The sequence below is a fragment of the Dyadobacter sp. 676 genome (assembly GCF_040448675.1).
Taxonomy (GTDB): Bacteria; Bacteroidota; Bacteroidia; order Cytophagales; family Spirosomataceae; genus Dyadobacter.
The window spans coordinates 3,878,933-3,897,563 of record NZ_CP159289.1 but is presented as its reverse complement, the minus strand read 5'-3'; the positions used below and the strand labels follow the sequence as shown (position 1 = coordinate 3,897,563).

Below are 18,631 nucleotides of genomic sequence, written 5' to 3'. Positions count from 1 at the left end.
CTGCCTCACGCGGGTCTCCGGCCGTGTCGGAATGCGCCATCGCGCAAGCCGGCCGGAGGCCTCGGCAGAACTTCCGAAGCGAAAACTTCGCGCTACCCCGTAATTTTGATCGAATGTATGGGTTCCTCGTACCTGTACGAGATCCGTAAATCACAACTGTCACAGATCTGCTTCACGATAGCCAGCCCCAGCCCGAGCGATTCAGCCCCCGCCGATTCCTTCTTGAACCGCTCAAACAGCCGCTCCGGGTCGCTTTTCAGCGGATTCCCTGTATTGCTCACAAGCAGATAATCGGTTCCCGATTCCAGCAGCAGTTTCCCGCCGGGATAATTATGCCTGATTGCATTGTTGATCAGGTTGGTCAATAAAATTTCGGCCAATGCCGGCGACATTACCTTTCTGAAACTCCCGGTCGATTGTACCGTCAGCAGGATATCCTTGTGCTGCAGAATATCCTCGAAATCTTTCAGTTTGTTCAGCGCAAGTTCCCAAAGATCGAGATCCTCCTGCCCGGTGAACTGCTGGTTTTCAATCTTGGCCAATAACAATAATCCCTGGTTAAGCCGGGACATTCTCCGGGCGGCATGATAAATCTCCTCGATCCAGTAGGTATGGTCCTCACCGAGGTCTTTCGACTGAATGAACTGCTCCACTCTTGCATTGATCAGTGCAAGCGGCGTCTGTATTTCATGAGAGGCATTTTCGGTAAACTCCCGCAGGCTCCGGTAATCGTGCTGCATTTTCGAAGCCATTTTTTCCATTACATCCCCCAGCTCGTTGAACTCCGTAATTTCGCTCCGTACGGTTTCCAGCGGCTTGTTTTTGGTCCAGTCGAAATCCTTGATCCTGGCAAGGGAATCGTAAAACGGTTTCCAGAGCTTGCCCGACAGCACGCGGTGAAAAAGAAACGTACTTACCAGCAGCAATGCCAGGAATGCAATCATAGCCACAGAAATAGCCTCGATCAGCTTATACGACTCGATCATCGACTTCCGGATACTGACCCGGTAGGGCGAGCCGCCGATTAAAGTGTAAAAGGTAAGCTGCCGGAACGGGTCGGCGGTCCCGTCGTATCGGTTGCTGATAAGCGTGTCGGTGAATACGACCTCGTTTTTGAACTTGCCGTACACCGGCACCACTTCGATCTTGTTTTCGACAAAATAAGAATTGCTGGTCCAGGTATCGTTACTGCGGATGTACGTTTCGAAGTCCTGCTTTTCAACCATCAACCTGCTTTCCACCTCGTCGTAGATCATCGATTTGATGATCCAGAAAAAGGCGATCCCGACGGCTGCGTAAATCAGCAGCGAGGCCATCAGGTAAATGCGGCTGGCTTTTTCGAGGAGTTTCAAGGTGCGGTGAATTTATAGCCTATCCCGTAAATCGATTGAATATAGTCTTTTCCGCCTTTTTCCACGATTTTGCGGCGCAGGTTCTTGATATGCGAATACACCATATCCAGCGAATCGGCAGAATCCATATTGTCGCCCCAAAGATGCTCGGCGATGGATTCCTTGGTTAATGCGACGTCGATATTTGAAAGAAAATAGAGCAGCAGGTCATATTCCTTCCGGGACAGCATCGTTTCGGCATCCCTGATGAAAACCTTCCGCGCCGGCAAATTAACCCTGATCTCCTTCCAGACCATATCGTTGTTTCCCCCCGAAGTTCCTTCGCCGGATCAGCGATTTCACCCGCGCATTCAGCTCCGAAAGGTGGAAGGGCTTGGTCATATAATCATCGGAACCGATTTCAAGCCCTTTCAGCTTGTCCTCCAACGTATTACGGGCCGATATAATGATAATACCGGTGGCAGCCGCTATTTTTTTCAGCGTCTGGATGATGTCAAAGCCATCGCCGTCCGGCAGCGTAAGGTCCACAATGGTGCAATCGTATTGGTACAGGCTGATCTTCTCGTCCGCCTGCCAGAACGTATTAGCCACTTCGCAAATGAACCCTTCGCGCGCGAGATAATCCGTAATGCTTTCGGCAAGTCCCTTTTCGTCCTCTACAACTAATATTTTCATTCCGCTTTCAAAGATACCTTACAAAAATACGGTTCGAATCTGGAAACATTTTGGAAGGGATAAACAAGTAGTAAACAGTCCTTTGCACGGTTCTGTTTCCCAAATGTTTCCAGAATTGGGCTCTAATTTCGGCTAAAAATCACTTTAACCCGAATTATGAAGCACTCCCAGTATCACCCCGTTCCCAGTCAGTTTCCGCCGGGAAATGCGCATTCACCGGAAAGTTTCACACACCGGCTCTTTAAAAAAACATGGCCTGCGCTATTGATGCTCGCGCTCGCGTACATTCCCGTGCACGCACAGCAGATCAGGCTGCACGAGGCGCTCGAACAGGGGAAAGGCAACTTCCCTTTTCTTAAAGCCAAACTGGCCGAAATCCGCAGCGCCGAAAACCGTATCAAATCCGTCAAAACCGACTATCTGCCCGCGTTTATCGTGCAGGACCAGTATACCTACGGCACAAGTAACAGCGTAGCCGGCGCATTCCTGCCCAACGAGGGCAGCGCATTGTCACCGTCCGGCGGTATCCGCCCCGAAAACCACTACACCGGCACGTTTGGCAGCTTCACGACGGCCATGGTGGACTGGAAGGTTTTCAATTTCGGGAAGGTAAATGCCCACGTCAATGCCGCCCGGGCAGATTTGGCCCGCAGCCAGGCCGATTATGAAAATGAACTGTTTCAGCATCAGGTCAAGATTATCGATGCTTACCTGTTATTGTTAATTAATCAAAAACTCGTCGACGCGCAGCGACAGAACCTTGAAAGAGCTACCGTTTTCAAACGTGTGACGGACGCCGCCGTGAGTTCCGGCATGCGGCCCGGCGTCGACAGCTCCCTTGCCGCGGCGGAATATGCCAAAGCACAATTGCTTTTACTGGAAAGTCAGCGCGCCGAAAAGGCACAGCGCCTGCGTTTCTCGGAACTGACCGGCGAATTGCGCGACAGCATTCAGGTGGATACGATGGGTTTCTATTCCCAATTGCCCGCCTCACCCGGCGAAACAGCCTCATTCCTTAAAAACCCGGCATTGAAATTCTCGCAGGCACAAATCGACGCTTCGCTGGCCCGCAGTATGGCCGTGAAACGGTCGTACCTGCCGTCCATTTCGCTGGTAGGGGCGGGATGGGGACGCGGCTCGGGCGTTTCGAACAAAGACGATTCCTTCCGCACCGACTTCGGTAGCGGGGTCAAATACCAGGTTTACAATTATTTATTCGGCGTTTCTACCCGCTGGAATCTGACCGGAATCTTCAGGGCGAGAAACGATTACCGGGCGGAGCAATTCCAGGTCGAGCGTTTCAAATCACTATACCGTACACAACAACTCCAGCTCGACCGCCAGGCGCGTGAATCGGAAATGCAGTTCCAGCTTTCGCTCGCACAGGCACGCCTCACGCCCGTGCAGCTCGCGGCCGCGCAACGGGCATTCAACCAGGCCGAAGCACGCTACCAGAGCGGCATGACCGACCTTTTCACACTGGCACAAAGCGTGAACGCATTAAACCGCGCCGAGGTCGACAAATTCGTAACCAACGGCAACGCGTGGCGCTCGCTCCTGCTGAAAGCCGCCGCCGCCGGTGATCTAAGCATGTTCTTAAATCAAGTAACCCAGTGATACGCAAACTGCCATGCTGAGCGCAGTCGAAGCATGACAAAACAAATCCGAACATTATGTATCAACTCATCAGAACTGCCCTCCGACAGCCCGTTTCCATCGTGGTAGTCGTGATCGGCATCCTCTTTTTCTCGGTTCTGTCGATAAGGAGTATCCCCGTCGACATTTTCCCGAACCTCGATTTACCGACCATTTACGTGGTGCAGCCTTACGGAGGTATGGCCCCCGACCAGATGGACGGCTTCATTGCCACCCGTTACCAGGACCACTTTCTGTACGTATCGGGTATTCGCGACGTGGACGTCAAAACGATCCAGGGTTTGTCGCTGATCAAACTTTCGTTCTATCCCGGCACCGATATGGCGCAGGCGGCAGCGGAGGTCGCCAACAACGTCTCCCGCGCCAAGGCCTATATGCCCGAAGGTACCGTGCCTCCACAGGTAGTCCGTTTCGACGCCAGCTCGGTGCCTATCGGCCAGATGGTATTCGAAAGCGCCTCGCGATCGCTGAATGAAATCCAGGATTTTGCCTCTTCGCGGGTGCGTCCGATGTTCAGCCGCATCGAGGGGGGTATCGAGCCCCCCGCCATTCGGTGGTAACCAGCGCACGATCGTCGTGCGGGTCGACCCGGAGCCGGATCAGGAGCTATCATCTGACTCCCGAGGAAGTGATCAAATCGATCATCGCAAATAACCAGCCTTCACCGGCCGGTAACATCCGGGTAGGCGATAAGACTTTGATGACGCCCGTCAACTCGCTCATCAAGAAGCCGGAAGACTTTCTGAATATTCCGATCCGTGTCGGTGCCGGCCCTACGGTGTTCATCCGCGATGTAGGCGTGGTAGAAGACGGGGCCGACGTGACGGTGAGTTATGCGCTGATCAATGGACGCCGTGCGGTTTATATCCCGGTGGTTAAAAAATCGGACGCTTCCACGCTCGATGTCGTAAACAACATCCGCGCCGCATTGCCGCAACTCAGAAATGCCGTGCCGGAAGACGTGAAGATTTCCTACGAATTCGACCAGTCGGTGTATGTGACCAACTCGTTGAAAAGCCTCATTACGGAGGGTATTCTCGGAGCGTTGCTAACCGGTTTGATGGTGCTGCTCTTCCTGAAAGACTGGCGGAGCGTGATCATTGTGATCGTCACCATTCCTATTTCCATCCTCTCGGCGGTCATATTGATGAATTTATTCGGACAAACCATCAATATTATGACACTGAGCGGGCTGGCATTGGCTATCGGCGTGCTTGTCGACCAGGCTACCGTAACGATCGAAAACATTCACCAGCATCAGGAAATGGGTAAACCGAAGGAACAGGCTATCTGGGACGCTTGTAAGGAAATCGCATTTCCCGAGTTCCTGATTTTGCTCGCGATCCTGGCCGTATTTGCCCCGTCGTTTGTGATGAATGGTATTCCAAGATCGATGTTCCTGCCGCTATCGCTGGCCGTAGGCTTTGCGATGATCGCTTCGTTCCTACTTTCGCAGACATTGGTACCTGTGCTTTCCAACTGGCTTCTGAAAGACCATCCGCACCACGAAGCCCCTACCCTTGCACTCGATAACCGGGAAATCGACGACGTGATCGAGGAGGGCGCCCATCCGTCGCTACCTCCGACCGGTTTCGAAAAATTCAAACTGAAATACCTGCGGGTATTGAACGGCATCATGAGCAAGCGCCTCGTCGTGCCTGTTTACCTGACAGGCACCATCGCATTGATCGTCGGCGGGTTCTTCCTCATCGGAACGGACATTCTACCCAAGGCCAACAGTCACCAGTTCCAGATGCGGATGCGCGCTCCTGACGGCACACGCGTGGAGCGCACGGAAGAAGCTACATTGAAAGTATTGGAGCTGATTAAATCCGAAGTCGGAAAAGAAAATGTCGAAATATCCTCGGCTTACGTGGGCACCGTACCTTCCAGTTACGGTACTTCGAACATTTTCGTATTCAACAGCGGCCCGCACGAGGCGGTTTTGCAGGTTTCGCTAAAAGAGGACTATCCTGTCAGAATGGATGCGCTGAAAGAAAAACTACGGGCGAGAATCGGCAGGGAAATTCCCAATCTGGCCATTTCTTTCGAACCCATCGAGCTGGTCGACAAAATCATGAGCCAGGGGGCCTCGACTCCGATCGAAGTAAGCGTGGCCGCCAAAGATGTGGAAGAAGCTGGAAGGTTCGCTCGTAAAATTCAGAAAGAAATGCAGCAAATTTCCTTCCTGCGCGACGTGCAGATCGCACAACCATTGGAATACCCCATTCTCGACGTAAAAATAGACCGCGAAAGGGCCGGACAACTGGGAATCACCTCCACGCAAGTGGCACGGTCGATGGTCGCCGCGACTTCTTCCAGCCGTTTTACGGATAAAAACCTATGGCTCGACGATGCGAAAGGGCTCGCATACCAGGTGCAGGTTCAGATCCCCGAATATCAGATGACCTCCGTGGAAGACATCGGTACCATTCCGTTGAAAACCGGCGTCAGCAATCCGCTGCTCGCCGATGTGGCCACATTCTCCGAAAAAACCGCCCCGGGCGAATACGACCGCGCCGGTCCTAACCGCCTCGTGACTGTCACCGCCAACATTCACAAAAAAGACCTCGGCGCCGCCACTACCGCCGTCCGTAAGGCCATCAAGAATGCGGGCGAGCCGCCACGTGGGGTAATTGTAGAACTGAAAGGCCAAACCGACCTGCTGACCGAGACGTTGAGCAGCTTGCAGACGGGCCTGCTGATCGCCGTCGTGATCATGTTCCTGCTGCTGGCCGCTACTTACCAATCTTTCAAATTGTCGCTGGTGGTACTTTCTACCATTCCCGCGGTGGTGGTAGGTTCGATCGGCTTGCTATTGCTGACCGGCGCGACGTTGAACCTGCAATCTTATATGGGTCTGATCATGTCCGTCGGGGTATCCGTGGCGAATGCGATCCTGATGGTAACCAATGCGGAGAACCTGCGCCTGAAATTGCGGGATGCCGGTAAAGCCGTAACGCTCGCGGCCGGAAGCCGGATCCGGCCTATCCTAATGACGAGTATCGCGATGATCGCCGGTATGGTACCAATGGCCTCGGGCCTTGGCGAAGGCGGCGACCAGATCGCACCGCTCGGCCAGGCTGTTATCGGCGGGCTCATTGCATCCACATTAGCCTCGCTGCTGATTCTGCCGGCCGTTTTTACCCTCGTACAGCGCAAAGCGTCCATCAATTCGGTATCCCTCGATCCCGAAGATCCCGAAAGCAATTTTTTCCGTAAAAAACTCCAAACATCCGTTTCTATGAATACCCTGAAATCCATTTTGATACTGATTACCGTCGCTGCGGGCATAAGCGCGTGCAGCAGTACGGCCGAGACGAGCGAAAGCCACGAAGTAAAGGCTCCGGTTAAAGAACCTGTTGTGGAATTGGCATTCGTCAAAAGTATGAAACCGGCCAAGCAGATCGCATTGCCCGGCGAGTTGAAGCCCTGGAACAAGGTAAGCATTCATCCGAAGGTGAAGGGGTTTGTTAAAACGGTGAATGTCGACCGTGGTACGATCGTCAGGAAAGGCCAGGTGCTGGCAGTACTGGAAGCACCCGAAATCATCTCCGAACTAAGCCAGGCCAAAGCGCAGCTTATCGCTGCCGAGGCCGCATTACACGAAATTACCACCCGCTACCAGGCAAGTGCATTGACATACAATCGCCTGCAAAAGACAAACCGCACCGAAGGCGCCGTTTCCCTCCACGAGCTCGACCTCGCCAAAGCACGCGCTGCGGCAGATAGCGCGGCGATGTCGGTCGCCAAGGGCAATGTGCAGGCGGCCAGGTCATTCATGGAAACCAAGACCGAATTATCGCGTTACCTTACCGTAACTGCGCCATTCGACGGTATCATTACGGAAAGAAATATCAGTCCCGGTGCGCTCGTAGGGCCCGGAGAAGGCGGCGCCAAACCATTATTTATACTGGAAGACAACACCAGGCTTCGCCTGACGCTCGCCATTCCCGAAAATATGTCCAGCGCCATACCGGACAAAGGCGAGGTCAGCTTCACGGTTTCCGCCAGTCCTGAAAAAGTTTACAAAGCTGTTTACGCCCGCAGCTCCCGGACATTGTCCGAAGAAAACCGTTCGATGATGACCGAATTCGACGTTAATAACCGCTCAAATGAGTTGAAAGCCGGCATGTACGCCCAGGTGCAGCTCAATACCGAGCGCACGGCCAACACTTTATTCGTACCGGTTACTGCCGTTGTCAATTCCAGCGAGCAGGTATTCGTAATCCGTGATAAAGCCAAAAAAGCGGAATGGGTCCCTGTGAAGCGTGGCATCGTGGTCGATACTTTGGTTGAGGTATTCGGTGATCTGCACGACGGGGACGCGGTGGTGAAGAAAGCGTCGGAGGAATATCGCAACGGGCAGGATTTGTAGTTGGCAGCAACAATCCGAGATGAAAAATGCCGGACGTAAGCCCGGCATTTTTGTTGTGAATTACTGCTCGTCCCTTAAAATTACTTCCTGCTGTAAGTATCGGCAGTCGCCTCGGGAAACGATCTCAGGATATCGGCCATGGTGTTGCGGACCATCGCATTCGCATCTTCCTTCTTGGTCGGTGCTTTCACTTTTCCGGATGCCCATCCCTGCCAGATCATCCTCTCAGTCGATTTCTGATAGATGTTAAGAATAAAGCGGCTTTCCTGGTAGTTGTAGGTCGAGATGTTGTTCGCACCGCCATACCACCACATGTAAGGGGAGTACATATTGTTGGAACGGATTTGCTGACGATCCTTCACGTCGGTCATAAAACGCACGACGATTTCAGGGTTCTTGGTGTCCAGCTTATATCCTTTGGCTTCCATCACCTCCACCACGGCATCGCCCAATCTGCGTCTGTTCAGCTCGCTACCCAGCAACGGGTCCTGCTCCATGTTATGTTCAGCCTCTACTTTAAAAGTTTTGAATTGTTTGAGGTTCACAGAGGAGTCGTAGTCGTAACTGACTTGAAGGGCATTGCTGCAAGCCATGATGAACACACCCGCCACAACCGCCACGCCGGCGGACTTTATCAACTTCGCTATGGTTTTCATTGTGTTTTAACGTTTGGTTTTGTTGTACTACTCTGACAGTTTCACGGGGTAAATGGTTTAAATATCCGTGAAACATCTAATTAACTTTTAAACAAACAAAACTGATATATTGACGGAAACAATTACTTATTTCAAATCATTTCAAACGTTTGCACAGGCCATAAACCCTCATTTTCCCTTATACCTCCGCGAACGGTTTTCTGTTGCAGCCGCGGCATTGAAAAATACCGTGCCATCAACAAAAACGCGCCCGGATTTTGCCGGACGCGATGTACTGGGAATATATAGGGACCACGAACTTTAAATACCTATCCTAGACGTGCTTATAGTCAGGATGTTTGTAGGGTGCCCGGTACGCACGGGCCAGGAGGGCATTAGCCTCTCTGTCCCCCACAATTTCGCGTTTTATTGGGTCATAAACAATCGAACGACCTGTTTTCATCGAAAGATTTGCCAAAATGCAGCTTGCCGTCGAAATATGGCCCTCCTCTATGTCGGCGACCGGCCTGCCGTTGTTCTCGATCGCATTCAGAAAATCGAGCATGTGCAGGCGCGTAGCGGGTGCCGCGTTCAGCTCTATCCGGTCCTCTTTCAGGTCTTCCGGATATTTCTCTTTTTCGTAAACGACATCCTTGTGGATTTTTTCGCCTTTGCCCTGCGGAATGAAATCGTACGCCATGGTGCTCGCCCAGAGCGTTCCTTTTTCGCCATACAGAGTAAACGACCACGGATAATCCGGGTTATTGGGCGTTCCCCAGGTGCGGTGCTGCCAGACGCAATTCAGCCCGTCGTATTCGAAAATCGCTGATTGTGTGTCGGATATATTAGACTTACCTTCTTTCTGCACATAGATACCACCCGTCGACGTAATTTTTTTTGGCCAGCCCAGTTTCAGCATCCAGCGTACCGTATCGAACATATGTACACACATATCGCCGGTAATGCCGTTGCCATATTCCATAAACGTGCGCCACCAGCGGATATGGGGCGAGCCGTCGTAAGGCCGCAACGGAGCCGGACCTGTCCATTTTTCATAGTCGAGGTAATCGGGCACTGCCTCGACGGGCGGGTTTCCGTTAGCCCGCATGTGGTAATAGCAGCACATTTCAACATGCGATATCTTGCCCAGGAGACCCGCATCCACTATATTTTTCTTGGCGTCGATCAAATGCGGCGTGCTTTTACGCTGCGTTCCTACCTGCACTACCTTTTTGTACTTACGGGCAGCCGCCACCATTGCTTCTCCTTCCATTACATCCACACTGATCGGTTTTTGAACGTACACATGCGCACCCGCCTTTACCGCGTCGATCATTTGCAGCGCATGCCAATGGTCGGGCGTGCCGATCAGGACGATGTCCATTTCATTTTCCGCCAGCATTTTCTGGTAATCGCCGTACAACTTCGGCGTCTTACCCGACTTTTGCCGCTGGCTCACCAGCTTGCCCGCTTCATTCAGTTGGTTTTTATCTACATCGCACAGCGCGACCACTTCTACCGGCGCGACCTGGATCAGCCTGAAAAGATCACTTTTTCCATACCAACCCGTGCCAATTAACCCTACGCGCCATGTTTTGGCCGGGTTGATCAGGTCCATTCCCTGCGCTCCGAAAGTTGAAAGTGCCAATGCAGCCGTGGCCCCGTGAAGGAAACTACGGCGGTTGATATTGAAAGTGTTCATTCGTGATTTTGATTGGTTTCAGGAAAACTGGCAAACGCCATATGGCGGTAAAAGTGCGGAGAGCGTGGCGTTTTACTTTTAAGGGGGATTATTTAGCAGGAAAAAAAACGATAAAGTAATATCCCGATATCTTACGCAGCGACCCTTAATATAATATCCATCTGCGCTAATAGCTTTACCAAATGCTCCGTGAATTGCAGCTTAATCTCTTCGAACTGCGCGATAGCTAGCTCGTCAGGCTGTTCCTGGGTTTCATGCCTGGCGATAGAAGCATTCACCCGAATGATATTCTCAAGCGTATCCTGTATTTCTGTTTGAAGTTGATCGAACGGTCTCATGATAATAGCACATTAACAATCCCTTTCTTCTGTTTTGACGATCCCTGGTCAGAAAATGTAGCCAATCAAGTTTATCAAAGTTAGTCAAAAAGTACTTGGGATGCTCGGTTTGATAGTTTTTGACAAAATAGATGTCAAGCTTGGGAAAGTCGCGCTTGATTGGACTCATAAAAGACACTATCCACAAAACAAACCAAATCGATATCGTTTGGATGCGGTTTGAGTGTTATGAAAGAACCGTCAACCCAAATCTGTAATCTATTTATGTTCCAACCAGTTACGCTGAACACAAATTCCTTCAATTGTATCGCTAATTCAGCCCGTTGATGGTTGAATATAAAAATCTGTTCAAAATAGCTCCATGGAATATCTATCAGTTCGTCGGGGACGAGATAGCCATTATCGTCAAAACTGATTGATCTCAACTCCATGAAAATTATTCACTTCAAAAACGTCCCGACATTCTCCTTCGTCACCAGTTGAAAAGGAATAAGCACCTCTTTTTCAAACTGCTCTTTCTTAGCCGCTTTTACGGCTGTTTCTATCGCTTTTTCGCCCTGTTCCTTCGCATTCTGAAAAACGGTGGCATCCAACGTCCCTTTTTTCACTGCCTGCAACGCATCGGGAATGGCGTCGACGCTGACGACCAGTACTTTGTTCTTCAAGCCGGCGGCTTCCAGCGCTTTTACGGCCCCCATGCCCATTTCGTCGTTTTGAGCAAAAATAGCGTCGATCTTATCGCCATAGGACTGTATCCAGTTCTCAGCCAGCGACATGCCTTTTGCGCGGTCCCATTCCCCAGATTGCTCCGCCAGCAGTTTCAGACCGGGATTGGCTTTCAGGATTTCCTTTGCACCATTGTCGCGCTTGATTTGCGCTGCCTGGCCCATAAAACCATGCATCATCAACACATTCCCTTTACCGCCTAATTTCTCCGCAATGTATTTCATGGCAATACGTGCCGATTCGGTGTCGTCCGAGCCTACGAATGCCGTCGGTTTGGCCGATGTTTCCGAATTGACGTTAATAATCGGGATTTTTGCGTCCATTGCGAGTTTAACCGCCGGTGAACTCGCCTCTACCTCACAGGGATTCATGATAATAGCGTCTACACCCTGGCCAATGAAGCTTTCTACCTGCTCCACTTGCTTCAAAGCGGAACGCTCCGCATCAACGGTAACCAGCTCGACCCCCATTTCCTTAGCCTTCGCTTCCATAGCGTCGCTCACATTGACGATGAACTCGTTCTGCATACTCAACATCGTGGCGCCGATTACCAGTTTGTCTTCACCGGACCCTTTATCGGAAGATGGACTACACCCCGTCAATATCGTAACGGCGATCAGTGCCGCAAAAATTGCATTGCGTTTCATAAGTTATCCAAGCGCCGACCTTCCGGCTTCGCATCTATGTTTTAGTATTTCAAAATCAATTCAAATTTCCCTACTTTCCTCCGTCCTCTCCTTCAATCAATCCCTCTTCCCAACCCCATCCAGTACCACCGCTCCAATGATGATCATGCCCATCACAACCTGCTGGTAGTAGGAGCTCACATTCAGTAAATCCAGGCTGTTGCCGATCACGCCGATCAACAGTGCGCCGATCAACGTGCCGGTCATAGTCCCGGTACCGCCCGATGTGCTGCTACCACCGATAATGGCGGCCGCGATGGCGTCGAGCTCGAAACCCGCCCCGGCATTTGGCTGGCCGGTTGTAATGCGGGAAGTGAGCAATATGCCTCCCATTGCAGAAAGCAGACCACAAATGGTATATACCCACATTTTCACGCGACTCACCCGTATCCCGGATGCACGCGCCGCCGGCTCGTTACCTCCCACCGCATACATGTAGCGCCCGAGAATAGTCCTGTTCAAAATAACGGAACATGCCGCGAAGGCGATCACGAGCACAATAATCGGGAACGGAATGCCGGCGATATTCCCGCCACCGATAAAGTTGAATTCATCGGACAAGTTAGAAATAGGCCTTCCCTTACTCAAAATCAACGCGAGCCCCCGACCGATCGTCATGGTTCCCAACGTCACAATGAATGGCGGTACCTTACTTTTTGTAATAACCAGCCCGTTAAATGCACCCATCGCCGAACCCGCCGCCAGGCCGGTCAACAAGGGCACAATCAGCGGGTAGGTATCAGGATGCGCAAATGAGGCCGCCACAACGCCGGTAACCGCTACCATTGAACCCAGCGACAAATCGATCCCCCCCGGTTATGATCACGAATGTTACCCCGAATGCCAGCAAGGCATTGATGGATACCTGGTTACCGATGATCAGCAAGTTGGAAACCGTGAAAAATTTCGGCGTACTCAATGCCAGCACGAGGCATATTAGTGCAAATGCGAGAAAAATGCCGTATTGGCCCAGTTTGGAGAATCGGTTCATAGGGTACTTCGGCTGTCGGACTGTTTAAGTTTGTTAATGGGGCTGTAAGCTTAAAGCTTATTGCTTATAGCTTATTGCTTATAGTAACATCCGCTACGCTACCGCATATTTCATAATCAACTCCTGCGTCGCTTCCGCTTTCGATAGCAGCGCGGTTTGTTTTCCTTTGGATAAAACCAGGATCCGGTCGCTCAGGCCCAGGATTTCCGGTAGTTCCGACGATATCATGATGATCGCCATGCCCCGGTCGGCGAGGCTGCGGATCAATTTATAAATTTCAAATTTCGCCCCGACATCCACACCACGGGTGGGTTCATCGAGGATAATGAGATCTGGCGAAGCGAGTAACACTCTGCCTATGACTACTTTCTGCTGGTTCCCGCCGCTCAAATGTGCAACCTGCTGCCCGGTACCGGCCGTTTTGATTTTCAGATCGGCAATCATTTTTCCGGTGACCGATTGCTCGCTGTGTGTATCTATAAAACCGCCTTTGCGGTGGTTATTAATGCTGGAAAGCGTGATATTGTCTTTGACGGACATGCTCGGAATGAACCCTAAGCCTTTCCGATCTTCACCCACATAGCCGATGCCTTTGTCGATCGCTTCGCGCGGCGTCCGAGCTCTCAGCGACATTCCTTTGATCGTGATCTCTCCCTCGTCCCATTGGTCCAAACCGAAAATAGCCCTTGCTATTTCAGTCCGGCCTGCTCCCATTAAACCGGCCAACCCCAGGATTTCCCCTGCTTTAACCCTAAAACTGATATTCGCAAACTTGCCGGCACGACTCAAATTGCGGACCGAAAGCACTTCTCCGCCTGCTGGCTGTGTAGCTTCGGGAAACATCTGATCGATCTCCCGTCCGACCATCATCGCGATCAATGCATTCTGATCTAGCTCGGCGGCACTTTTGGTGTTGATATATTTCCCGTCGCGCAGCACAGTCACGGTATCCGAAATCCGGAATATCTCGTCCATTTTATGGGAAATATAGATAATACCGACGCCCTGTGCTTTCAGGTCGCCGATGATCTGGAACAATGTGGCCACCTCCTTGTCCGAAATCGCCGAAGTCGGCTCGTCCATGATGATCACCTTCGCATTGTTCGAAATAGCCTTCGCGATCTCGACCATTTGCATTTGCGCTACGCTGAGGTGCTTCATCTTCGCCTTTGGGGCTATATCAACCCCCATTCGGCCAAGCAACGCCGCCGCCCGCCGGTTGGTCTCCGAATCATTCAACCAACCCGAAAGCACGCCACTTTTGCCCGAAAGCTCCCGTTCTCTTCCCAGAAAAATGTTTTGGGCGACGGTCAACTCCGGTACAACCAGGATTTCCTGGTGGATCATGGAAATGCCTTTTTTCAAAGTCTCGTTTACATTGTTGCCTACCAGGTTTTCACCTTCAAGCAAAATTTCACCGGAATCAGGTGCGACCAGACCGACCAGTATTTTCATAAAGGTCGATTTTCCCGCTCCGTTTTCGCCCATTAAGGCATGTACTTCGCCTTTTTTCAAGTCAAAACGGATATTATCCAGCGCTTTGGCGCCGGCAAACGACTTGGAAATTTCCCTAACCCTCAGCAAATAATCAGACATAGCGGTATCGAAACTGAGGCTTCAACCTCGTCCCGTGCTGCGGAACCCGGTTAAAGCCTCAGATATGGAATGCGTCACAGGATTATCCTTCCCAATGTACGCCGGTTTCCTTCCAGCTTTTGGAAGCCGCCGATTCCAATACCGCTTCACACACTTTTTGTGTTTCGTAGGCGTCGCGGAAAGTTGGCGAGCAGGGTTTGCCGGTTTGCAGGCTTTCGAAGAAATCGGCGGCCTGGTGTACAAATGAATGCTCGTAACCAATGCTAGTTCCCGGAATCCACCAGCGCTTCATATAAGGCTGGTCGCCGTCGGTAACGAGGATCGAGCGCCATCCGCGAACGATCGACTGGTCGTCGTGATCGAAGTATTCCAGGCGGTTCATATCATGCAGATCCCAGCGGATAGATGCATGTTCACCGTTGATTTCGAATGTATAAAGCGCCTTATGGCCACGTGCATAACGGGTCGATTCGAACAGGCCCAGCGAGCCATTGTCGAAATGGCAGTGAAAAATACAGGCGTCATCGATGCCTACTTTCTGAACCTGACCGGTACCGGTATGCTTGCGCTCTTTAATAAACGTCTCAGCCACAGCCGACACATCTTTGATACCACCATTGATCCACATTGCCGTGTCGATACAGTGTGCCAGCAAGTCACCGGTTACGCCGGAACCCGCCGCATCCACATCCAGTCGCCACGTAGCGGCTCCGCCCTGCGGTACATCCGGGCTGATCGTCCAGTCTTGCAAGAAGTTGGCGCGATAATGGAAAATGCGCCCCAGTTTACCTGAATCAACGATTTGTTTCGCCAAAGTCACGGCAGGCACGCGGCGGTAGTTGTACCAGACAGTGTTCTTAACACCCGCTTTCTCAATGGCGTCTACCATTGTTTTTGCTTCCGCAAGCGTGCGTGCGAGGGGCTTTTCGCAGAGGACCATCTTGCCCTTCGCCGCGGCCGCCAACGCGATCTCAGCGTGCGTGTCGTTCGGCGTACAAATGTCCACTGCGTCGATATCGTCGCGCTCGATGATTTTGCGCCAGTCGGTTTCATACGATTCATAGCCCCATTGTTCGGCGAAAGCCTTCACTTTCTCCTCATTGCGGGAACAAACTGCCGCCAACACCGGGCGGTATTCGAGTTCAGGGAAAAAGTCCCCGATTCTTTTATAACCATTGGTATGCGTGCGGCCCATCAAACCGGAACCGATCAGCGCAACGCGGATTTGCTTTTTTTCTGACATTTTTGTCTGATGCTTTAGGCTGTAAGCTTTAAGCTTTAAGCCTTAGGTTTGGAATATTTTGAAAAGCTCTAGGCTGTAAGCCATATGCTTTAAGCAGAGCAAAAAGCATAAAGCCTATTGCTTATTGCTTATTGCCTCTACGCTATCCATCCATGCGCATTGCGTACTGCTACCAATGCGGCGAGGATGTCGTTCCAGGTCTGCTGCTTGTACATTACCTCGTTCGGGAACATACAGCCGTCCCAGCAAATGTGACGGAATGCCTTTGTAAGGTTGCCGTTTTCGTCGCGGAGCCAATAGCCCGCGTGATGTACGATGTCGAGTTTTCCGTTTGGATCGGTGGCAAGGCAGTGGCGGCCCGTTTTGTCGTGCGAGCCGGTTCCGTGAACGGTTCCGTCGTTTTGGGCTACGTGAAAGTCGATAGTCCAGGGACGAAGCGCCGCCGTCATTTTCTTGAAGCCCTCGTCAAGTGCAGCGCGATCGCTCCATTCGAAATCGGCTGGCAGAATGCGGTCTTCCGGCGCATTGTAGCCAAGCAGGTAAAGGAATGTGTGCGACATATCGGCCTGAAAACCGATGTTCGGGCGATCCACCGCTTCGAGAGTATCGAGCATCGCTTTCCAGCTGTGCATACCGCCCCAGCAGATCTCCCCTTCGGCAGCCAGTTTTTCGTCGAAATCGGCCGCTACGTCGCAGGCACGTCTGAAAGTTTCGGCGATCAGCCTCGTATTACCGGCAGGATCGGCCGACCATGCTTCCGGTGAAGCCGCCGAGTCGATGCGGATCACGCCGCCTTTGCGGATACCCGCTTCGCGCAACTGCTTGCCAAATTCGCAGGCCTTCCGCACCTGCTCCACAAACGTATCGCGGGCCTCTTTGCTACCCATGGCAGAACCTGCCCATACGTTCGCCACCAGACTACCCGCTTCGAGGTTAAATCCGGCCAGCTTATCGGCGAGGCGTTTGCCGCCATCGGCACTATTCAGGTATTCGCCGATATGCTCGTCGAAAAGACCGATATCGACACCGTCGAACTTCACACCGTCTACCTCGGCGGCGGCGGTTTTTTCAAGAAGCGTATCAAAAGGAATGATCGGCTCCGAGTCGGAACCTTTGCCCACAATACCAGGCCATGTGGCATTGTGGAGTTTAGGGAAGTTATTTTCAGGCATGGTTTAAGAGATAAGGGCTTTAAGCTGTAAGCCTTAGGCTGTAAGCTCTTGGCCTGGTGGAAAAAAAGCTATAAGCTATAAGCTTTAAGCAATAGGCTTGTGCTTGATTGAGCTTACAGCCTATTGCTTATAGCTTAAAGCCTCTACAATACCAAATCAGGATTACCCGGACCGAAGTGTTTCAAAATCACAATCGGATCGGTGGTCGACGGGTTACTGATCGTAACGCCTTCGATCGCGGCAGCTTCGCTGATGAAGAATTCGTCGTTGGTCAACTGCCCGTAGCGGATCAGTGCGGGGGTTTCAATATCCCAGACACCGAACTTGCCGTGGCCCTGCATCACAATCATTCCGTATGCAGCGGCATCCTTGATGGTTACAGTCCGTCCGGGAAAAACGGTGAGTTCCTTGGCACTGTAAGCCTCGCTTTTATAGCAAATCCAGTTTTCACTATATCCTTCTTCCGCCATCTCTGCGGCATCTTTTACCGGTTTCGGGCGCATGAAATGCTTTTCCATCAAGTTAGGATTTACGTTCAAATCCCAGTCGATCACTTCCATCAGCAGGTCATAATCGCCAATTCTGTCTTTCGGCGTTCCTTTCCAGAGCAACTCTTCCGGAATAACAGCCTCATTGACAAGCGATTGATACATCGCAAAAATATCCGATGCTTTTTGAGGCTCATAAGTACACAAGCTGCCCGGCGCGTGCAACATGCCGGGAGGTATATCCCAGCCTGTTCCCGGCTCCAGACGAAACGCCTGGGAGTAATTGGTAATCTTATTGTCGCCTTTGGTGAAGTTCATCAGACACTCTTTGATCTGCTCTTTGGTAGTACCGGGTGCGATACCGATAAATGTGTAAGGAAAATCGCCGCCATGATTGTTCAATTGAGGCGGGAAATAGTAGGCTTCTGGCTTTCCATTCTGGCCCACCATGGCGGCATGCTCATCCCTGTGGTGAATATGATGCGGAAGCGGCCCCATATTATCAAAAAACTTGGAGTACATGGGCCAGCTCTTGTATTGATCCCAAAGCCTGTCGCCAATAATTTGGCCTTTCAGCTCATCTACCGCGTCCCGCAATGTCACTTTTTGAACCCCTGATTCATCTTCAAAAACTATTTGGCTCAAACCTTCATTTTCGCCGGTAAGCGGCCCATTTTCCGCAGGCGTTGTGGATGACAACCAACGCTCGTCGATGCCACCACGTTCTCCACCCAGCACGTAATAATCGTCGGGGTGCAACTTGATCCTGCGGCCGGGAACGCAAAACGAACGCGGCACCCATGTCGGCGCCAGGCGCAAAATGCCTTTTCCCTGCTCCAACGCCTTCTCAGCTATACTAGAAAGTCCCATTGTTTTTGTATTAAAAAAATTGGTTTTTGGTTACAAATATTATGGTGCACCGCACCGGTAGTCATTTTGTATTTGCACATTCACCCGCCCGAAATTCGATGCGTTTTCGGGTTACAAATATTG

General features: G+C 51.5%; 11 protein-coding genes and 3 pseudogenes. 3 read left to right on the top strand and 11 right to left on the bottom strand.

From position 1 onward, the window contains the following. Positions 1 to 92: 92 nt before the first annotated feature. Together ABV298_RS17485 and ABV298_RS17480 are read right to left on the bottom strand one after the other, a co-directional pair. Positions 93 to 1,352 (bottom strand): HAMP domain-containing sensor histidine kinase, encoded by a 1,260-nt coding sequence (locus ABV298_RS17485; protein WP_353717474.1) that lies wholly within the window; start codon positions 1,350 to 1,352, stop codon positions 93 to 95. Continuing rightward, positions 1,349 to 2,027, bottom strand: a pseudogene (locus tag ABV298_RS17480) (response regulator transcription factor). The gene ABV298_RS17485 and the pseudogene ABV298_RS17480 overlap by 4 nt, the downstream one beginning before the upstream one ends. A 156-nt stretch (positions 2,028 to 2,183) precedes the next feature. On the opposite strand from ABV298_RS17480, the gene ABV298_RS17475 reads away from it, so the two are divergent. The 3 genes and pseudogenes from ABV298_RS17475 to ABV298_RS17465 all read left to right on the top strand — a co-directional run bounded on the left by ABV298_RS17475 (position 2,184) and on the right by ABV298_RS17465 (position 8,061). Next, the gene (locus ABV298_RS17475; protein WP_353717473.1) at positions 2,184 to 3,644 is read left to right on the top strand and encodes a TolC family protein; all 1,461 of its coding nucleotides are present in this window, start codon (positions 2,184 to 2,186) and stop codon (positions 3,642 to 3,644) included. A gap of 56 nt (positions 3,645 to 3,700) precedes the next feature. Further along, positions 3,701 to 6,900: pseudogene (locus ABV298_RS17470) on the top strand (efflux RND transporter permease subunit); the annotation flags it as partial. A 27-nt stretch (positions 6,901 to 6,927) separates the two neighbouring features. Then, a complete protein-coding gene (locus ABV298_RS17465) occupies positions 6,928 to 8,061 on the top strand; it encodes an efflux RND transporter periplasmic adaptor subunit (RefSeq protein ID WP_353723204.1) in 1,134 nt (377 codons plus the stop codon). Between the two features lie 80 nt (positions 8,062 to 8,141). On the opposite strand, the gene ABV298_RS17460 is transcribed toward ABV298_RS17465, so the two are convergent. The 9 genes and pseudogenes from ABV298_RS17460 to ABV298_RS17420 form a co-directional block, all read right to left on the bottom strand. Then, complete coding sequence (locus ABV298_RS17460; RefSeq protein ID WP_353717472.1) at positions 8,142 to 8,717, bottom strand: DUF4136 domain-containing protein; 576 nt, start codon at positions 8,715 to 8,717, stop codon at positions 8,142 to 8,144. 313 nt (positions 8,718 to 9,030) lie between these two features. Next, positions 9,031 to 10,398 (bottom strand): Gfo/Idh/MocA family oxidoreductase, encoded by a 1,368-nt coding sequence (locus ABV298_RS17455; RefSeq protein ID WP_353717471.1) that lies wholly within the window; start codon positions 10,396 to 10,398, stop codon positions 9,031 to 9,033. Between the two features lie 131 nt (positions 10,399 to 10,529). Continuing rightward, a complete protein-coding gene (locus ABV298_RS17450) occupies positions 10,530 to 10,736 on the bottom strand; it encodes a hypothetical protein (RefSeq protein ID WP_353717470.1) in 207 nt (68 codons plus the stop codon). Positions 10,737 to 11,176: 440 nt separating this feature from the next. After that, the gene (locus ABV298_RS17445; protein ID WP_353717469.1) at positions 11,177 to 12,109 is read right to left on the bottom strand and encodes a sugar ABC transporter substrate-binding protein; all 933 of its coding nucleotides are present in this window, start codon (positions 12,107 to 12,109) and stop codon (positions 11,177 to 11,179) included. Between the two features lie 96 nt (positions 12,110 to 12,205). Continuing rightward, positions 12,206 to 13,139 (bottom strand): annotated as a pseudogene (locus ABV298_RS17440) (ABC transporter permease). A 93-nt stretch (positions 13,140 to 13,232) separates the two neighbouring features. Next, positions 13,233 to 14,735 (bottom strand): sugar ABC transporter ATP-binding protein, encoded by a 1,503-nt coding sequence (locus ABV298_RS17435; RefSeq protein WP_353717468.1) that lies wholly within the window; start codon positions 14,733 to 14,735, stop codon positions 13,233 to 13,235. 82 nt (positions 14,736 to 14,817) lie between these two features. Further along, a complete protein-coding gene (locus tag ABV298_RS17430; RefSeq protein WP_353717467.1) occupies positions 14,818 to 15,978 on the bottom strand; it encodes a Gfo/Idh/MocA family oxidoreductase in 1,161 nt (386 codons plus the stop codon). Between the two features lie 137 nt (positions 15,979 to 16,115). Then, positions 16,116 to 17,150 carry a TIM barrel protein gene (locus ABV298_RS17425; RefSeq protein WP_353717466.1) on the bottom strand — a complete coding sequence of 345 codons (1,035 nt, stop codon included), beginning with the start codon at positions 17,148 to 17,150 and terminating at the stop codon, positions 16,116 to 16,118. Between the two features lie 143 nt (positions 17,151 to 17,293). Beyond that, entirely contained in the window at positions 17,294 to 18,508 is a 1,215-nt protein-coding gene (locus ABV298_RS17420) for a hypothetical protein (protein WP_353717465.1), read from the bottom strand. Positions 18,509 to 18,631 lie beyond the last annotated feature (123 nt).